The following is a 16,646-nucleotide window of genomic DNA, read 5'->3' as shown; positions in this document are numbered from 1 at the left end:
CACCATGCCGGGACACGGCTACGAATGCGCGCCGTGGGAACTGCGCTGGTGCGGAATGGACGTCGACGCCTTACAGCGCACCGAATCGGCGTTCGCGCTGTCGAACGGGCACATCGGGCTGCGCGGCACGCTCGAAGAGGCCGAACCGCGCGGACTGCCGGGCACTTATCTCAACGGGTTCTACGAGCAGCACGACCTGCCCTACGCCGAGGCCGGGTACGGCTATCCCGAAGAGGGCCAGACCGTCGTGAACGTGACCGACGGCAAGATCATCCGGCTGCTCGTCGAGGACGAACCGCTCGACATGCGCTACGGCACCGCGACCGCGCACGACCGCGTGCTCGACTTCCGCAAGGGCACGCTGACCCGCACCACCGAATGGTCCTCGCCGACCGGGCGCCGGGTCCGCGTGCGCACCGAACGGCTGGTGTCGTTCACGCAGCGCGCGGTGGCGGCGATCCGCTACGAGGTCGAACCACTGGACGACGACCTCCAGCTGGTGGCGCAGTCGGATCTGCTCGCCAACGAGCCGATCGAATCGGACACCAGGGACCCGCGGGTCGCGGCGGCGCTGGAGTCCCCGCTGGTCTCGCTGTTCAGCCACGCCGAGCAGTACAACGCCGTGCTGGTGCACCAGACCCGGGTGTCCGGGCTGCGGATGGCCGCGGCGATGGACCACAAGATCGAGGTCGACGACGGCGTCCGCACCCGGATCCACGCCGAGGACGACCTGGCCCGGCTCACCGTCGCCGTCGACGTCCCGAAGGGCGGGCGGCTGCGGATCACGAAGTACCTCGCCTACGGCTGGTCGGCGCAGCGGTCCGTCCCGGCGCTGCGCGCGCAGGTCGACGCCGCGCTCGCCGGGGCACGGCAGACCGGCTGGAAGGGCCTGCTCGCCGAGCAGCGGGCGTTCCTCGACGACTTCTGGGCCACCTCGGACATCGAGATCGACGGCGACGCCGAACTCCAGCAGGCGGTCCGGTTCGCGTTGTTCCACCTGCTGCAGGCCGGGGCCCGCGGGGAGAGCAGGGCGATCGCCGGGAAGGGCCTGACCGGGCCGGGCTACGACGGGCATGCCTTCTGGGACACCGAATCCTTCGTGCTGCCGGTGCTGACCTACACGATGCCGGACGCCGCGCGCGACGCGCTCCGCTGGCGACACTCCACAATGGACAAGGCGAAGGAGCGCGCGCACCAGCTCGGGCTGCGCGGCGCGGCGTTCCCGTGGCGGTCCATCAACGGCGCGGAGTGTTCGGCGTACTGGCCGGCGGGCACCGCCGCGTTCCACGTCAGCGCGGACATCGCGGACGCGGTGCTGCGATACCTCGGCGCCACCGGGGACGAGGAGTTCGAGCGGGAGTGCGGTGCCGAACTGCTCGTGGAGACGGCGCGGCTGTGGGCGTCGCTCGGCCACCACGACCGGCACGGCGCGTTCCGCATCGACGGGGTGACCGGGCCGGACGAGTACTCCGCGGTGGCGGACAACAACGTCTACACGAACCTCATGGCCCGGCGGAACCTGCACGGCGCGGTGTGGACCTGTGAACGGCATCCCGACCTCGCCGCCGAGTTCGGCGTGGACGCCCCGGAGATCGACTCGTGGCGCGCCGCCGCCGAGACGATGTACCTGCCCTACGACGCCGACCTCGGCGTGCACCCGCAGTCCGAAGGCTTTCTCGACCACGACGAATGGGACTACGCGGGCACGGACCCCCGGCACTATCCCCTGCTGCTGCACTACCCGTACTTCGACCTGTACCGCAAGCAGGTCGTCAAGCAGGCCGACCTGGTGCTCGCGCTGTACCTCTGCGGGGACTCGTTCAGTCCCGAGGAGAAGGCCCGCAACTTCGCCTACTACGAGGCGCGCACCGTGCGGGACTCCTCGCTCTCGGCGGGCACCCAGGCCGTCGTCGCGGCCGAGGTCGGCCAGCTGGAGCTCGCCTACGACTACCTCGCCGAGGCGGCGCTGACCGATCTGCACGACGTGCACAACAACGTCCGCAACGGCATCCACATGGCGTCGCTGGCCGGGGCGTGGCAGGGCGCCGTCGCCGGGTTCGGCGGGCTGCGCGACCACGGCGGCGACCTGACGTTCGCGCCCCGGCTGCCGCCGCAGCTGAACCGGATCACCTTCCGGCTGTGCTTCCGCGAAACCCGGTTCCAGGTCGAGATCGACCGCGACGAGGCCACCTACCACGTCCTGGCCGGCGAACCGCTCGAACTGTGTCACCACGGCGAGAAGTTCACCGTGACCGCGGAACCGGTACGGCTGCCGATCCCGCCGATCGACCCCGGCGAGCCGCCGGTGCAGCCGATCGGCAGGCAGCCGGTGCGGCGCGACGCCTCCCGGGTCCGCGAGTTCGACCGCTAGTCCGGCGGCTCGCCGAGCGGTTCGTCGGTGCCGGGCGGCGGATCGACGTCCCGGGTGCGGCCCGGCGTCAGATCCGGGCCCGGCGCGGCAGGGACGTCGCCGGGCAGCTGGGGATCGGGCAGCTTCGGCTGCTTCTCGTCCTCTTCCCCGAAAGGATCGTTCATCTTCTCTGGTTACCCGGTTTTCCGTCCCGGCACCAGTACCGGTGACTAGGCCACCCGGCGCTGGGCGCGCACCGGTTCACCACGCCGGTCGAGCAGGGTGAGCAGCAGGCCGTCCCTGGTCGACCACGGGCAGATGGCCACCTTGCCGCCGGAGACGGTGAGCAGCGCCTCCGCGACGATCGCGCCGGCGAGCGCCTGCCGGGCGCGGACCCGCGAGATCCCGGGCAGCTCGGCCCGGCGGGCCGACGGGAGCGCGGCCAGCCGCGGGATCCACGCGCGGAGGTCCTCCAGCCGCAGCTCGCGTGCCTTTCCGGGCCGGTCGCCCGCGAGCCTGGCGAGCTGGCGCAGCACCTTCGAGCAGCCGACCACGCGGTGATCGGCGATCTCCGGCAGGACGTCGCCGAGCGCCTCGGTGACCTCTTCGAGCGCGTGCTCCCGCAGCGCGCCGGCGCGTTTGCCGGAAACGGGTTCGACGGGCAGCCAGTCGCGGGTCATCGACCGCGCACCCAGCCGCAGCGACCGCGCGAACGCGGCCTGCTCGCCACGGCCCGCGGCCAGTTCGACCGTCCCGCCGCCGATGTCGAGGACCAGCAGCGGCCCGGCGCCGGCACCGTACCAGCGGCGCGCACCGAGGTAGGCCAGTTCGGCTTCCCTGCGACCGGACAGGAACCGCAGCTCGACGCCGGTCTCCTCGGCGATCCGCCGGACCACCTCCCGCGCGTTGCGCGCGTCCCGGATCGAGGACGTCGCCAGCGGGTACACGTCGGTGACCCCGTGCTTGGCGGCCATAGTGATCCCGGCCGACACCGCGGCCGACACCGCCGCGATCCCGCGTTCGGTCAGGCGCCCCGCCGGGTCGAGTTCGCGGTCGAGCCGGAGCCGGGTCTGGTGGGACAGCGCCGGGTCGAGCGGTGTCCCGCCGGGCTCCAGCACCACCAGGCGCGCACTGAACGATCCGACGTCCAGCACGCCCACCGCGGACTTCTCGATCTTCGACGCGATCTTCGGCACAGCCGGGTGCACCTCACTTCCGCTGCGAAATCCTCCGGGGTCGTTCCGTGTCCTGGATTCAACCCCCTGTTCACCTGATATTGGCCGAAATCCCTCACAAGTCACGTGGTTTTGACAACTTTCTGGCGGCGTACCTCCGCCGTGTTATCACCACAGATTACAGACAGGTAACCCGTCCGAGTGAATCCGGGGCGCCGAGGACTCAATTCGGTAACGACATCGGGGTGCCGGAGCGATCACTGGGCATCAGACCGGGGTGGAGCAGCAGGTGAACGTGATCCGACGACCCGAGCGGCGAGGTGAACTCGTCCCGCTGCTCGCCGCGGCGAGCGCCGTCATCGTGGGCCTCGGCGGGATACTGCTCGGCGTCTCGCTCGCACTGACGCCCGCGGCGGTCGGCACCACACCCATGCCCGCTGGGAATGTCTCGCCCGCAGCCGGTCACCCGGCCGCGAAACCGGCCGCCCTCGAAATCCCGGTGCTGGGCCTGACCAGCGGAAAGCTCGTCGAACTCGGGCACACCGCCGACGGCCGCCGGGAGATGCCGGGCACCGCCGCGGGCGTCGGCTGGTTCGCCGACGGGCCCGCGCCCGGCGACGCCGGAGTCGCCGTCATGGCCGGGAACGCGGGCTTCGGGTACGCGCACGGCGCCTTCGGCAGGCTCGCCATCCTGCTCCCCGGCGACGAGATCACGGTGCGTGACGACACCGGGCAGGCCAGCCGGTTCGTCGTGCGCCGAGTGGCTGATTTCCCGGCGGACGCCCCGGACAGCGCGCTCGTCGCGCCGGATTCGGGTGGCCCCGAACTCCGGCTGATCACCTGCCACGGCACCTACGACACCGCGAGCGCCGGGCACCGGACGGCCGTGTTCGCCGCTCCGGCGCCCTGACGCCGCGGCGTCAGCCGAGGAGTTCCCGGAGCTTGGCGACGGCCTCGACGCGAGCCTCGCGGCCGGGCAGCAGCGGGTTCACGACCAGCGTGGTCGCCCCGGCCTCCTTGAACGCGGCGAGCCGCTCCTTGACGTAGCCCGCCGGGCCGACCAGCGAGATCGCGCGCAGCAGTTCGACCGGGACGGCGGCCGCGGCCTCCTCCTTCTTGCCGTCCAGGTAGAGGTCCTGGATCAGCTTCGCCTCGGCCTCGTAGCCGTAGCGGCGGGCAAGGTCGTTGTAGAAGTTCTTGCCCCGCGCGCCCATCCCGCCGATGTAGAGGGCCAGCATCCCGCGCAGGTGGTCCAGCAGGTGGTCGACATCGTCCCCGATCGCGAGCGCGGCGCCGACGAAGGTGTCCAGCTCCGGCAGCGACGGGTCCCGCTTGGCCTTGCCCTCGGCGAGCGCGTCACCCCAGACGTCGGCGGCCTTCTCGGGGTGGAAGAAGATCGGCTCCCAGCCCTCGGCCAGCTCCGCGGTGAGGGCGACGTTCTTCGGGCCGATCGAGGCGAGCAGGATCGGGATACGCTCGCGCACCGGGTGGTTGATCAGCTTGAGCGGCTTGCCGAGCCCGGTGCCCTGCTCCGGCGGCAGCGGGATCGTGTAGTGCCTGCCGTCGTGCACGACGCGCTCGCGGCGCCAAACCTGGCGGCAGATGTCGATGATCTCGCGGGTACGGCCGAGCGGGGCGTCGTACTTCACGCCGTGGAAGCCCTCGATCACCTGCGGTCCGGACGCGCCGAGGCCCAGCGTGAACCGGCCGCCCGAGACGAAGTCGAGCCCGGCCGCGGTCATCGCCGTCAGCGTCGGCGTGCGGGTGTAGATCTGGAAGATGCCCGAGGCGATCTCCACGCGCTCGGTCTTCGCGGCGACGTAACCGAGCTGGCTGACCGCGTCGAACGAGTACGCCTCCGGCACGAAGACGATGTCGAGCCCGACCTTCTCCAGCTCGACGATGTCCGCGACGCTGTCGGCGAATCCGCCCGCGTAGTTGATCTGGGTCCCGATCCGCATCCGTGCTCCTTCGCTCGTCCTGGGGCACAGCGTACTAAGCGGGTGCTTTATCGACAGATCGGGGGAAATCTCACCAGTCTGGTGAATTTTCGCCCGGCCGGTCGTGGACCACCGGGCTGGAGAGCGCCCTCACCAGGGCACCGTGCGCGTCGGGCCGAACGGCACGGCATGCGCGCACCCCTCCTCGACGACTGCCGGAGCACCCTCTCCCGAGAGTGGTAAGTGAGCACTCGCTCATCGGACCGATCGCGGCGCTTCTCGCTCCCGCGCGTAGCACGGGTGCCCGGCAGGAGCCGGTTCGACCGTGATTTCGGCACGCGCGGCACCTGGCATGACTTCATTGTCATCGGACCGACAAAACGGAGAACAAATCACGGAACTCACTGACAACAAACCGTCTCCGCAAATCCTGGATCGGTCAACGGACGGACGGATCTTGTGACCATAAATGGGGCGAGTAGACTACTCCACTGCGCACCACAGAATCATCGTTTAATCTCTCATTCGATCTTCCGCCGGAAATCAAAGATTCGGGAGACTTCCATGTTGGGTCGTTTCAGATCGCCAAGGATCGGATCCAGGATCGCCGTGATCAGCCTCGTCATGGGGCTGACCGGCGCGGTGCTCGGCACACCTGTGGCGGGCGGCGCACCGGCGGATGGCGGACTGCCCAAGATCAGCCTGACGATCACCGGTGGCACCTCGACCATCAAGAAACTGGACTCCTCGGTGGAAATCGGCGCCGGCAAGCTCTCCGGCCAGATCGTCAAGGTCGACCCGGCCAAGGACAGGGCCGATTTCACCGCGGACATCACACTGCCACCCGCGGCGGGGAGCTTCAAGATCTTCGGGGTCATCCCGACGACGGCGACGGTCGAATTCAGCCAGGCCGGTCCGATCACCGGAATTCTGCACGGCGGGAAGATCACCGCGCACGCCGATGTCACCCTCAAGCTCAAGGACGTCAAAGCCGTGGGCTTCCCCTTGCTGGTCGGCGACAACTGCACGACGAGCAAGCCGGCGTCGATCGATCTGGTGTCCGCGCCGGATTACGACATCTTCAAGGGTGGCTACGTTTCCGGTATCTTCGCCATTCCCGAATTCACTGGCTGCGGGCTGTCCACCATTATGCTCAACCTGCTCATCCCCGGCCCGGACAACGGCATCAAGCTGCACCTCGGTCCCTGGGTTCCCTCCGCCGGGTGAACCGGCCCGTAGCCACTCGGCGTGGGATCGGCCGGCTGATCTTCCAGCCCCCACCGACACGCCGCGCGACAACGGTGACCGCCGTGGCGGTGCTGGTGCCGGTATCCGCCCTGGCGGCCACCTCGTCGAGAAACGCGAGCGGCCGAGCGCAGCACGGGCTCCTGTCAGTTCAGGCCGAACAACTGCCGCAGCGACAACGTTTCCGGACCGGGCGTCGTCAGATCCGCCAGCAGCGGCGGCGGATCCGGGACCGGGCCGCCCCGTGGCACGTTCTGCGAACCACGCACGGAGCTCGGGCTCCCTGCCGGAAGCGCACACCGGGCGCCGGTGTTCGGCGACGCGGGCGCGGTGTCGGCGCCCTGCCGGTACGGAGTCCCGTCGTAGCCCGCCCGGCACGACGGCGGATTGTGGAAGTTCAGTACCAGCGCGAGATTGGCGGCCCCGTCCGGCCCGATCACGTGGTATCCGGCGCCGACCGCGAGGGGGTACTGGCTCAGCAGTTCTTCGAGGGCGCCGCCGCGCACCTGGAACACCTTCGCGGGCGTCAGCAGGTTCGCGAACAACACGCCGAGGCCGGCCCCGGACTCTCGCAGCAGCGCTGTCGCCTCCTCGGCCACCGGAGGTGTCGCGGCGATGAGCCTGCGCAGGTCGGAGTCGGAATCGCGAAGCCGTTCGGCGAGCAGCCGCACGTCCTTGCTGAACGAGCCGATCGCGGGTGACTGTTCGCTCTGCGTCCGCAGCACGGTGTTCGCGTCGGTGATCAATTGCTTGGTCTGCGGCAGGTGCTCCGTCGCCGTCCGCACGAAATCGTGCGTGGTGTCCAGGAGCATCCCCAGATCGTCGCCGCGGCCGCGGAACGCCTGGTCGAGTTCGTCGACGACGGTCCGGAGGGAATCGGTGGGCACCGACGAGACCAGGCTGTCAAGGTTCGTCAGCACGGTCTCCACCGGCATCGGCAGCCGGACGACACCGCGCGGGATCACCGTGCCGTCAGCGAGTTTCGGCCCGTCGTCCCGTCGCGGCCGCAGATCCAGATACTGCTCACCGACCGCGGACCGGTTGGCGACCACGGCGTCGAGATCCCGCGGGATCTCCGGCGCCGAACGGTTCAGCCGCAGCTCGGCTTCGAGGCCGTCCTCGGTCAGCCGCATCGGCCCGACCCTGCCGACCTGCACGCCCCGGTAGGTCACCTCGGCGTTGGGGAACAGCCCGCCGGACTCGGCCAGCTCGACCTTGACCAGCATCCCGCCACCGCCGAACAGTTCGTCCAGTCCGGCGTACCGGGCGCCGACGTAGCTCATGCCGACCAGCGCGACGATGACGAACACGGCCACCTGCAGCTTGATCCTGCGAGTCAGCATCAGCGCCCTCCCCCGATCACGGGCGGGTCCAGCGGCCGCAACGGCAGCGCGGGAGCACCGGGAGCCGTGGCATCGGCACGCACTTGACCGAGGTCGATGAAGACGTTGGTGTAGTCGCCACGCACCGACCGGGCCGCGGAGTCGGTGAAGGGGTAGGTCAGGAGCAGTTCGAACGCCTCGGGCAGGTTTTTGCCCGCATCGGCCAAGTTGCGCAGAATCGGCGCGAGCGCACGCAGATCGGCGATCATGTCGTCCTTGGACTTGCGGATGGTGTCCACTGCCACGCCGGACAGCGTGTCCAGCGACCGCAACAGGCCGACCAGCTGGCCGCGTTGCCTGGCGAGGACGTCGATGCCCGGCCCAAGATCGGCCAGCACCCCGCCGATCCGTTCGCGTTGACCGGCCAGGGTCAGCGAAAGCCGGTTCAGGCTGTCCAGCGCCTTGGTGATCTCGCCACGATGAAAGTCCATTTCGGACACGAATTTGCCGGTATTGGCCAGCAGCGCACGGATACCGCTTTCGTTTCCGGCGAGCGCGTTGTCCACCTCCTTGGCGATGACCTGGAACTGCGCGACGCCGCCGCCGTTGAGCAGCAGCGACAACGCGCCGAAGACCTCCTCCACCTCCGCGTTGCGGCTGGTACGGGCCAACGGGATGGTCGCGTGGTCCGCCAGTCCGCCCACCGCGGGTTCGCCGCGCGGCGGCGCGAGCTCGACGAACTTCTCCCCGAGCAGGCTCGACTGGCGCACACTCGCGATCGCGTTGCCGGGCAGCGCCACGGAACCGTTGACCAGCAATCCGACCTCGGCGGTCCAGCCGTCCGCACCGAGGCCGATCCGATCCACCCTGCCGACCGGTACGTCGCCGACCTTGACCCCGGCCTGCGGGACCAGGTCGAGTACGTCGGCGAATTCGACGGTGAGCCGGTACGGATGGTCCCCGAGATCGGCGCCGCCGGGCAACGGCATCTCGTACAGGCCGGGGAAGCCGTCCGCACCGCACGCGGTCAGCAGCAGCGCGGAAAGCCCGACAGGCAGCAGCCGCCACCAGGTCATGAGTGCCCACCCCCAAGATAAGCGGGTCCGGCCAGCGGCAGCGGCAAGGGCGGCGCGTCCGCCGGAAGCCTTCCGGAGTCCACTTCGGCCGGTTTGTCGAAGTACTCGAGCAGATTCGCCCTGGTCTCCAGCGCCCCGGTGGCCGGGTTGATCGCGTGGTACAGGTTGTCCAGCGCGTTGGGCGCGGTGTCCAGCGCCTCCGCCAGCGACTGCCGCTGGTCGACCAGTACCCCGCTGATCTCGGCCAGTTTGTCCACATTGGACTTGAGCTGGCCGCGGTTGTCCCGTACGAAGCCGCGGACGAGTTCCAGCGCGTTCGCCAGTTCGCCGAGCGCGCCGCCCAGATCGCCGCGTTCGGCGGCGAGGAACCCCGAAACGTCCTGCAACTGCCGAGTGAACTCGGAGACCTGGCCGTCGTTGTTCGCCAGCATGGTGGTGAACTTCCGCAGGCCGTCGACGGTGCCGAAGAGCTGCCCGGAGGTCCCTGCCAGCGTCCTGGTGGCGTCGGCGAACCGCTTGATCGTCTGGTTGAGGGTCGCTCCGTTGCCCTGCGCGTTCTTCGCGAGCACGTCCAGCAGGTTCGACAGCGCGCCGCCCGAGTTCGCCCCGGCGGGCCCCAGCGCGGTCGACAGCTGGTTCACGCTCTTGTAGAGCTCGTCCAGCTCGACCGGGGTGACGGTTCGCTCGACCGGGATCACCGCGCCGGACTCGAGCCGAGGGCCGCCGGTGTACACCGGGGACAGCTGGACGTACCGGTCGCTGACCAGGCTCGGCGCGACCACGACCGCCGTCACCCCGGCGGGCACGGCCTGGCCTTCACGGACCGAAAGCTCGGCCCTGACACGGGTTCCGACCGGCGTCACCTCGTCCACCCTGCCCACCGGAACCCCCAGCACCCGCACCGTGGAACCCGGGTAGAGACCGACCGCCGAGCCGAAGTACACGGTCACCCGGCTACTTCCACCAGCAGGGCCGAAGACCCACCAGGTGAGGCCCGCCAACGCCGTCGCGAGCACGACCAGGATGGCCAGCGCGCGCAGTCCGCGCCGGAAACCGGGATTGGGGGTACGCGCGCTCGGTGCCGTCACCGGGGTGGTCCTTTCGGGGCAACGCACTTGCCCGGCGGGGCAGTGTCGTCCGGCAGGATCAGGCCGCAGATGTAGGTGTCGAGCCAGCGGCCGTTGCCGCCGGCGTTGCCGAGCAGGCGGTAGAACGGCCCCGCCAGCGCCAGGCTCTTGGCGAGGTTGTCCTGATTGCGGCGCAGCACGGTGTTGACCCGGTCCAGTTGCTCCAAGGCCGGTCGCAGCTGGGCGGAGTTGTCGGTCGCCAGGCCGGAAAGCTGCTTCGCCAGCTCACGTGTGCCGGTCAGCAGCTTCGCGATGGAATCCCGGCGCGCCCGGATCTCGCCGAGCAGCTTGTTGCCGTCGGTGAGCAGTTTCGCCACATCGGCGTCCCGGTCGGCGAAGGTCCGGCTGATCTGCTGCGTGTTGCCGAGCAGCTTGGCCAGTTCGGTGTCCCGGGAGGAGATCGTCTTCGACAGGGCGGACAGACCGTCCAAAGCGGACCGGACCTGCGGCGGGGAATCCTTGAAGGTGCCGGAAAGCACGCGCAGGGATTCGGCGAGCTGCCCGGTGTCGATCTCGGTGACGGTCGATGACAGCCGGTCGAAGACCTGGTTGATGTCGTACGGCGCGACGGTCCTGGTCAGCGGGATCGGGCTGTTCGGATCCTGTGCCGTTTCGCCCTGTGGATCGAGTGCGAGGAACTTCGCGCCGAGCAACGTCTTGATCCGGATCGCGACCGTGGTGTGATCGCCGAGCCGGGCGTCGCGCACCCGGAACCGCACCTTGACGTGATCGCCATCCAGCTCCACGCCGGTCACCGTGCCGACCTGGACTCCGGCGGCCCGGACCTCGTTGCTCTCCAGGATTCCGGCCGCTTCGCTGAAATAAGCGGTGTAGGTGGTGCCACCGCCGATGACGGGCAGGTCGTCCGAGTAGAACGCGGCCAAGCCGATCAGTACGAGCACGACCGTGCTCACCGCCCCGACGACGACCTGGTTGCGTTCCTGGAAGGACTTCACGACCGGCACCGCCCCTCGGTCACCGGGATGCCGGCCAGCGGCAACGGAAGCCCGTCCCGCGGTGCCGGCGGCGAGTCGGCGTTCGCGCCGCAGAGGAAGAAGTTCAGCCACGAACCGTACGACGCGGTGCGCGTGATACTCCCCATCTTCACCGGCAGGTTGCGGAGCGCGGAGTCCACGATCCGGTCGTTGTCGGCGAGGTTCTTCGACACCTGGCCGAGCGCGACGATCCCGTCCTTGAGCGGCTCGCGGCCGTCGGCGAGCAGTCCGGCGGTGGCGCCGGTGAGCTCGGACATCGCGCTGATCGCGTCACCGATCGGCTCCCGGTCGGCGGCGAAACCGCTGACGAAGTCCCGCAGCGTACCGAGCAAAGTGGACAGTTGCCCGTCGCGGGCGTTGACCTCGTCGAGCACCCGGTTGAGGTTGCCGAGCACCTCGCCGATCACCTGATCCTTGCCCGCCAGCGTCGAGGTGAGCGAGGCGGTGTGCCGGATCAGGCCTTCCACCGTGCCCCCTTCACCCTGCAGGACCTGGACGATCTCGCCGGACAGCTTGTTCACCTCGTCCGGCGACAGCGCCTGGAACAGCGGTTTGAACCCGTTGAACAACACGGTCAGATCGAGTGCCGGGTGGGTGCGTTCGAGCGGGATCTCGGAGCCCGGCGCCAGGATGTCGCGCGGTGGGCCGGGGCCGCGTTCCAGTGCGACGTACCGCTGTCCGATCATGTTGCGGTACTTGATGGTCGCGGTCACCGCGGCGGGCAGCCCGTGCCGGGCGTCGACCGAGAACACGACGTGCGCGATCCGTTGGTCGACGAGCTCGATGCCTTTCACCTCGCCCACCCGCACCCCGGCGATCCGGACGTCGTCGCCGACGACCAACGAGGTGACGTCGGTGAACCGCGCCGAGTAGCGCTCGGCGGACCGCGGATCGAAGTTGGCGATGGTGACCGCGAGCACCCCGGTCGACACCAGCGTCACCAATGCGAAGACGGACAGCTTGAGCAGCGGAGCCAGCAGTCCCCTCATTTCACCTCGACCTCCGCTCCCCGTAGCAACGGCCCGACCAGCAACCCGCTCCACCCCGGTACCCGGGCCGGTCCCGAACCGAGCACCGGAGCCAGCAGCGCGGCCAGAAGCCGTTGCTCCTGCGGTGAATTGGCGGTTCCGACCCCGCTGTCCGGCGGGGGCAGCCCGTCGCAGCGCGGGCCGGCCTTCTGGTCGTAGACGGGATCGTCCGTGCCGGGCAGGTACTTGCCCCGGTCGTGGGTGACGGTCAGCGTGGCCTTCGGGCCGGGCCTGCCGGTGTCCTTGCCGAACGCCTTGTCCACCCTCGGCTTGAAGTCCGCGACCGCGCGCAGGACACAGCCGTACTCCGGGGCGTACCGGGCCAGCAGGTCCAGCGTCGGCCTGCTCGTGCCCGACAGCGAGATCAGGTTGTCCTTGTTCCGCGCCAGGAACGTGGTGAGGTCCTGGGACGCCCCGGTCAGCGTCTGGTACAGCGTCTGAAGGTTCGCCTGTTGCCGGACGAGTGTCCGGCTGGTCACGGCGAAATCGGACAGGCCGCGCAGGAAGTCGCCTGCCGCGTCGGCGTAGGTGTCGGCCACGGTGGCGAAACTCCGGATGTCCGCGGTGATGTCGGGCAGCTGGGGGTTCAGCTCGCCGACGTACTTGCCGACCTGGACCAGCGTTTCGCCCAAGGACTTCCCGCGGCCGTCGAAGGCCTGGGACACCGAGGTCAGCATCGACGCGAGCTTGTCGGGGCGCACCGACCGCACCAACGGCAGCAGGTTGTCCAGCACCCGCTCCAGCTCCACCGAGGTGGCCGAGTGGTCCTGGCCGATCTCGTCGCCCGCGGCGAGATGCCCGGAAGCGAGCCCGGCGACGACCAGGTCCACGAAACGTTCGCCGAACAGGGTTTTGGGCAGCAGCCGGGCGGTGACGTTCCGGGGGATCCTGGCGGCCTGCGCGGGGTCGAGTGCGAGGTCCAGTTCGGCGCCGCGGCCGTCGCTGCGCACCGCGCGTACCCGCCCGACGATCACCCCGCGCAGTTTGACGTCGGCGTCGGTCTGCAGCTGGCTCCCCGCCCGGTCGGTGCGCAGTGTCACCGCGACGTCGGTGGCGAAGACGTCCCGGTAGACGGCCACGGTCAGGCTCAGGAAGACGGCGACGACCATGAGGTACACAAGGCCGAGCAACCGCATCCGCGGGCTCCGGTAACGCTCCTCGAAGACGCTCATCCCGCGATCCGCACGGTGGTCGTCGTGCCCCAGATCGCCAGGCTGAGGAAGAAATCGAGGATCGCGATGGTGACGATCGCCGAGCGCACCGCGCGCCCGACCGCGACACCCACCCCGGCGGGGCCGCCGGAAGCGCGGTAGCCGTAGTAGCAGTGGCCGAGGATCACGACCACGCTGAACACCAGCACCTTCGCGAAGGAGTAGAGCACGTCGGCCGGTGGCAGGAACAACGTGAAGTAGTGGTCGTAGGTGCCCGGGGACTGCTGGTAGACCTGCACCGTCACGGTCCTGGCGGCCAGATACGAGGTGAGCAGGCCGATCACGTACAGCGGGATGATCGCGATGAACCCGGCGACGATCCGGGTGGTCACCAGGAACGGCAGGCTCGGCACGGCCATCACTTCGAGCGCGTCGATCTCCTCGGAGATCCGCATCGCACCCAGCTGCGCGGTGAACCCGGACCCGATGGTCGCCGACAGCGCGAGCCCGGCCACCAGCGGTGCGATCTCACGCGTGTTGAAGTACGCGGAGAGGAACCCGGCGAAGGCCGAGGTGCCGATCTGGTTCAGCGCGGAAAACCCTTGCAGGCCAACGACCGTGCCGGTGAACACGGACAGCCCGACCATCACCCCGATCGTGCCGCCGATCACCGCGAGCGCGCCGGACCCGAAGCTGACCTCGGCGAGCAGGCGGACGACCTCACCGAAATGGCGGCGCACGACCCGCGGCGCCCACAGCAACGCACGGACGGAAAACGAGAGCTGGTCACCGAGCCTGCCGAAGCCGTCGAGCGATCGGCTCACGCGGCCGGGGGAATCCGTGACGACCATGGTTCACAGGCCCTTCGGCGGAACGATCTTGAGATAGATCGTGGTGAGGACGAAGTTGAGGAAGAACAGCAGCAGGAACGTGATCACCACGGCCTGGTTCACCGCGTCCCCGACGCCTTTCGGGCCCCCCGCCGGATGCAGCCCCCGATAGGCCGCGACCACCCCGGCGACGAAGCCGAACAGCACCGCCTTGATCTCGCTGATCCACAGGTCCGGCAGCTGTGCCAGCGCGTTGAACGTGGCCAGATACGCCCCCGGCGTGCCGTCCTGCACGACGACGTTGAACACGTACCCGCCGAGCACCCCGACCACGCTGACCATGCCGTTGAGCAGCACGCTCACCAGCACGGCGGCGTAGACCCTCGGCACCACGAGGCGATGGACGGGCGAGACCGCCAGCGCCTCCATCGCGTCGATCTCCTCGCGGATCGTGCGGGACCCGAGGTCCGCGCAGATCGCCGAACCGCCCGCGCCCGCGATCAGCAGCGACGTGATCAACGGGCTGGCCTGCTGGATCACCGCGAGCACACTCGCCGACCCGGTGAACGACTGCGCGCCGATCTGCCGGGTCAGCGTGCCCAGCTGCAGGGCGAGCACGGCGCCGAACGGGATCGCGACCAGCACGGCGGGCAGGATCGACACGCTGACGATGAACCAGCCCTGCCGCACGAATTCGCGGAACGGGAACGGCCGTTTGAACGTCAGCCGGAGCACATCGAGGCCGAGTGAGCACAGCCTGCCCACCTGGCCGGCCGCGGCCAGGCTCTGTGCCGCCGCCTTGGGGACGGTGATCACACGGACCTCCCTGAGTTCACAGCACCGGGTTTCACAGCGCCGGTTTCACAGCGGCGGAACACATTCCTTGCCAGGTGGATTACAGAAGACGACGTTCCCGAAATCGAGCCGGATGTGGTTTTCCGGTCCGGTGATCATTCCGGTGAACAGCGGGTCGAGGTTTTCTTCGTCCTGGCAGCGCGCGAAGTCCGGGATCGTGAAGTCGGCTTCCAGGAATCCGGCCGGGTTTCCGATCGGGTTCCAGTCGCCCGGCCGGGATCGGAAGGTCAGCGGAACCGGGGTGACGGTCCCGCAGTCCCGGCCGACTTCCAGCGGTGTTCCGTGCACCGATACCTTGCCAAGGCGCAGATCGGCCGCGGCCCGTCCGGCGAGCACGCCGTTGTAGATGGTGCCCGTCACCGGGCCCCGCTGGAGGATCTCGGCCGTCGCCGCGGTGTCCACGAAGCGGAAGACGGTGAACTTCCCTTGCCCGGCGGGCCAGTGCAGGCTCCCCAGCACGCCACCGCAGTACTCCTTGTGCGAGCCGAGCCAGTAAAGAATCTGTGCGCTCATGTACCCCGGCGGGCCGAACACGACGCCCGCCTTGAGCTTCTTCACCGTGACGTGGCCGACGAGCGGGTAATAGGCCCAGAACTTGTAGAGGATCCGGGGGCTGCCGGGATCGGGTTCGCCGCAGGTCTTGATCGGGTCGGTGTCCGCGGGTTTCGCCGAGTCCGCACGGGGTTCCGCGCTCGAAGCACCCGCCGCGGGGCGGCCTCTCGTGGCCGTCGCCGTACCGGACACCGTTCCCGGCGTGCTGGGCGAGGGTTCCGGCGGCGGGAGGATCTGGACGTTTCCCAGCACGATGTCCTGTCCGGCCGCGACCGCGCAGTGCACCGGTACGACGTCCCCTGCCGCGGAGCCGTCCGCCTTGTGTGGCGAAAGGACCAACGTCGTCGGTCCGGCGGTGAAGGACACCGTGCCGGAAGCGGGCGCCGTGATCGCCGGGGTGATCTTGCCAGGCAGTTCCAGCTCCAGCTCGCCGGTGGCGGGCAGCGGGGTCCTCGGCAGGGTGCCGGAGATCGACACCGCCGATGGCTCGGCCTTGGCCGCGTCCACCGCGACGGTGGCCATGCCGTCGATCGCGGTGACGCCGGGTTCCCTCAGCGCTGCCACCGCCGTGTCCGAGAAGGTGAACTTCAGCGAGACGTCTTCAGGCGTGATGGGCGATCCCTGGCGAGCCGTTCCGGGCCGCGTCATGGTCAGTTCGGCGACCACGTCCCGCGATCCCGCCGGGAACGCGCAGACGTCGCGCAGGCGCTTGGTGATCTTTCCGGTGTCCGCGGGCACGTCCGAACCCGCTGAGCTCGGTACGGCGAGCGCGGTGGCCACGATGGCCGCGAGTGCGGCTGCCATCGCCGCCCTTGCCCGAGTCACCATCCGCCCTCCCCGTCCCTGTCCGGTGGTGCCTGACCCCGATCGCGCGGTGAGTGGGTGGTGGGGGGGCCCGCGGGGGGGGGGGCCCCCCCCCCCCGGGCGGGGGGGTTTCACGGGAGGGGGCCGGCCGCGAGGGGGGGGGGGGGCCGCGGGGCACACACCACGCACCGCCCGC

15 protein-coding genes are annotated in these 16,646 nt (G+C 69.6%); 3 read left to right on the top strand and 12 right to left on the bottom strand.

Annotated elements, in window-relative coordinates; genetic code table 11:
* Window positions 1-4 precede the first annotated feature (4 nt).
* Window positions 5-2,371: a glycoside hydrolase family 65 protein gene (locus ACFWY9_RS23830; RefSeq protein WP_378328812.1), complete on the top strand. Its 2,367-nt coding sequence runs from the start codon at window positions 5-7 to the stop codon at window positions 2,369-2,371.
* Here ACFWY9_RS23830 and ACFWY9_RS23825 read toward each other — a convergent pair.
* Both ACFWY9_RS23825 and ACFWY9_RS23820 read right to left on the bottom strand, forming a co-directional pair.
* On the bottom strand, window positions 2,368-2,535 hold the full coding sequence (locus ACFWY9_RS23825) for a hypothetical protein (RefSeq protein WP_378328750.1): 168 nt from the start codon (window positions 2,533-2,535) through the stop codon (window positions 2,368-2,370). The genes ACFWY9_RS23830 and ACFWY9_RS23825 overlap by 4 nt on opposite strands.
* 45 nt (window positions 2,536-2,580) lie before the next feature.
* Window positions 2,581-3,537 (bottom strand): Ppx/GppA phosphatase family protein, encoded by a 957-nt coding sequence (locus tag ACFWY9_RS23820; protein ID WP_378328813.1) that lies wholly within the window; start codon window positions 3,535-3,537, stop codon window positions 2,581-2,583.
* 277 nt (window positions 3,538-3,814) lie between these two features.
* Between ACFWY9_RS23820 and ACFWY9_RS23815 the strand changes: the two genes are divergently transcribed.
* Window positions 3,815-4,435, top strand: a complete 621-nt coding sequence (locus ACFWY9_RS23815) for a class F sortase (protein WP_378339953.1) — start codon at window positions 3,815-3,817, stop codon at window positions 4,433-4,435.
* Between the two features lie 10 nt (window positions 4,436-4,445).
* Here the strand turns inward: ACFWY9_RS23815 and ACFWY9_RS23810 are convergent, their stop codons facing one another.
* Complete coding sequence (locus tag ACFWY9_RS23810) at window positions 4,446-5,486, bottom strand: LLM class F420-dependent oxidoreductase (RefSeq protein ID WP_378339952.1); 1,041 nt, start codon at window positions 5,484-5,486, stop codon at window positions 4,446-4,448.
* A gap of 588 nt (window positions 5,487-6,074) precedes the next feature.
* On the opposite strand from ACFWY9_RS23810, the gene ACFWY9_RS23805 reads away from it, so the two are divergent.
* On the top strand, window positions 6,075-6,692 hold the full coding sequence (locus tag ACFWY9_RS23805) for a hypothetical protein (RefSeq protein ID WP_378339951.1): 618 nt from the start codon (window positions 6,075-6,077) through the stop codon (window positions 6,690-6,692).
* A gap of 164 nt (window positions 6,693-6,856) precedes the next feature.
* On the opposite strand, the gene ACFWY9_RS23800 is transcribed toward ACFWY9_RS23805, so the two are convergent.
* From ACFWY9_RS23800 to ACFWY9_RS23760, 9 genes are read right to left on the bottom strand one after another with little or no spacing between them, the layout of a single operon-like run.
* Window positions 6,857-8,053 (bottom strand): MCE family protein, encoded by a 1,197-nt coding sequence (locus ACFWY9_RS23800; protein WP_378339950.1) that lies wholly within the window; start codon window positions 8,051-8,053, stop codon window positions 6,857-6,859.
* Window positions 8,053-9,108: an MCE family protein gene (locus ACFWY9_RS23795; protein WP_378339949.1), complete on the bottom strand. Its 1,056-nt coding sequence runs from the start codon at window positions 9,106-9,108 to the stop codon at window positions 8,053-8,055. The genes ACFWY9_RS23800 and ACFWY9_RS23795 overlap by 1 nt, the downstream gene beginning before the upstream one ends.
* Window positions 9,105-10,196 carry an MCE family protein gene (locus tag ACFWY9_RS23790; protein WP_378339948.1) on the bottom strand — a complete coding sequence of 364 codons (1,092 nt, stop codon included), beginning with the start codon at window positions 10,194-10,196 and terminating at the stop codon, window positions 9,105-9,107. The genes ACFWY9_RS23795 and ACFWY9_RS23790 overlap by 4 nt, the downstream gene beginning before the upstream one ends.
* Window positions 10,193-11,191 carry an MCE family protein gene (locus tag ACFWY9_RS23785; protein WP_378339947.1) on the bottom strand — a complete coding sequence of 333 codons (999 nt, stop codon included), beginning with the start codon at window positions 11,189-11,191 and terminating at the stop codon, window positions 10,193-10,195. Before ACFWY9_RS23785 ends, ACFWY9_RS23790 begins: the two co-directional genes overlap by 4 nt.
* Window positions 11,188-12,219 carry an MCE family protein gene (locus ACFWY9_RS23780; protein ID WP_378339946.1) on the bottom strand — a complete coding sequence of 344 codons (1,032 nt, stop codon included), beginning with the start codon at window positions 12,217-12,219 and terminating at the stop codon, window positions 11,188-11,190. The genes ACFWY9_RS23785 and ACFWY9_RS23780 overlap by 4 nt, the downstream gene beginning before the upstream one ends.
* Entirely contained in the window at window positions 12,216-13,430 is a 1,215-nt protein-coding gene (locus ACFWY9_RS23775) for an MCE family protein (protein WP_378339945.1), read from the bottom strand. Before ACFWY9_RS23775 ends, ACFWY9_RS23780 begins: the two co-directional genes overlap by 4 nt.
* On the bottom strand, window positions 13,427-14,260 hold the full coding sequence (locus tag ACFWY9_RS23770) for an MlaE family ABC transporter permease (RefSeq protein ID WP_378328760.1): 834 nt from the start codon (window positions 14,258-14,260) through the stop codon (window positions 13,427-13,429). Before ACFWY9_RS23770 ends, ACFWY9_RS23775 begins: the two co-directional genes overlap by 4 nt.
* Before the next feature lie 3 nt (window positions 14,261-14,263).
* Complete coding sequence (locus ACFWY9_RS23765) at window positions 14,264-15,055, bottom strand: MlaE family ABC transporter permease (protein ID WP_378328761.1); 792 nt, start codon at window positions 15,053-15,055, stop codon at window positions 14,264-14,266.
* A gap of 45 nt (window positions 15,056-15,100) precedes the next feature.
* Complete coding sequence (locus ACFWY9_RS23760) at window positions 15,101-16,474, bottom strand: DUF6801 domain-containing protein (RefSeq protein WP_378339944.1); 1,374 nt, start codon at window positions 16,472-16,474, stop codon at window positions 15,101-15,103.
* Window positions 16,475-16,646 lie beyond the last annotated feature (172 nt).

Source organism: Amycolatopsis sp. NPDC059027, assembly GCF_042739735.1.
Taxonomy (GTDB): Bacteria; Actinomycetota; Actinomycetes; order Mycobacteriales; family Pseudonocardiaceae; genus Amycolatopsis.
The sequence above is the reverse complement of the archived record's forward strand: the minus strand, read 5'-3'. Positions and strand labels throughout refer to the sequence as shown.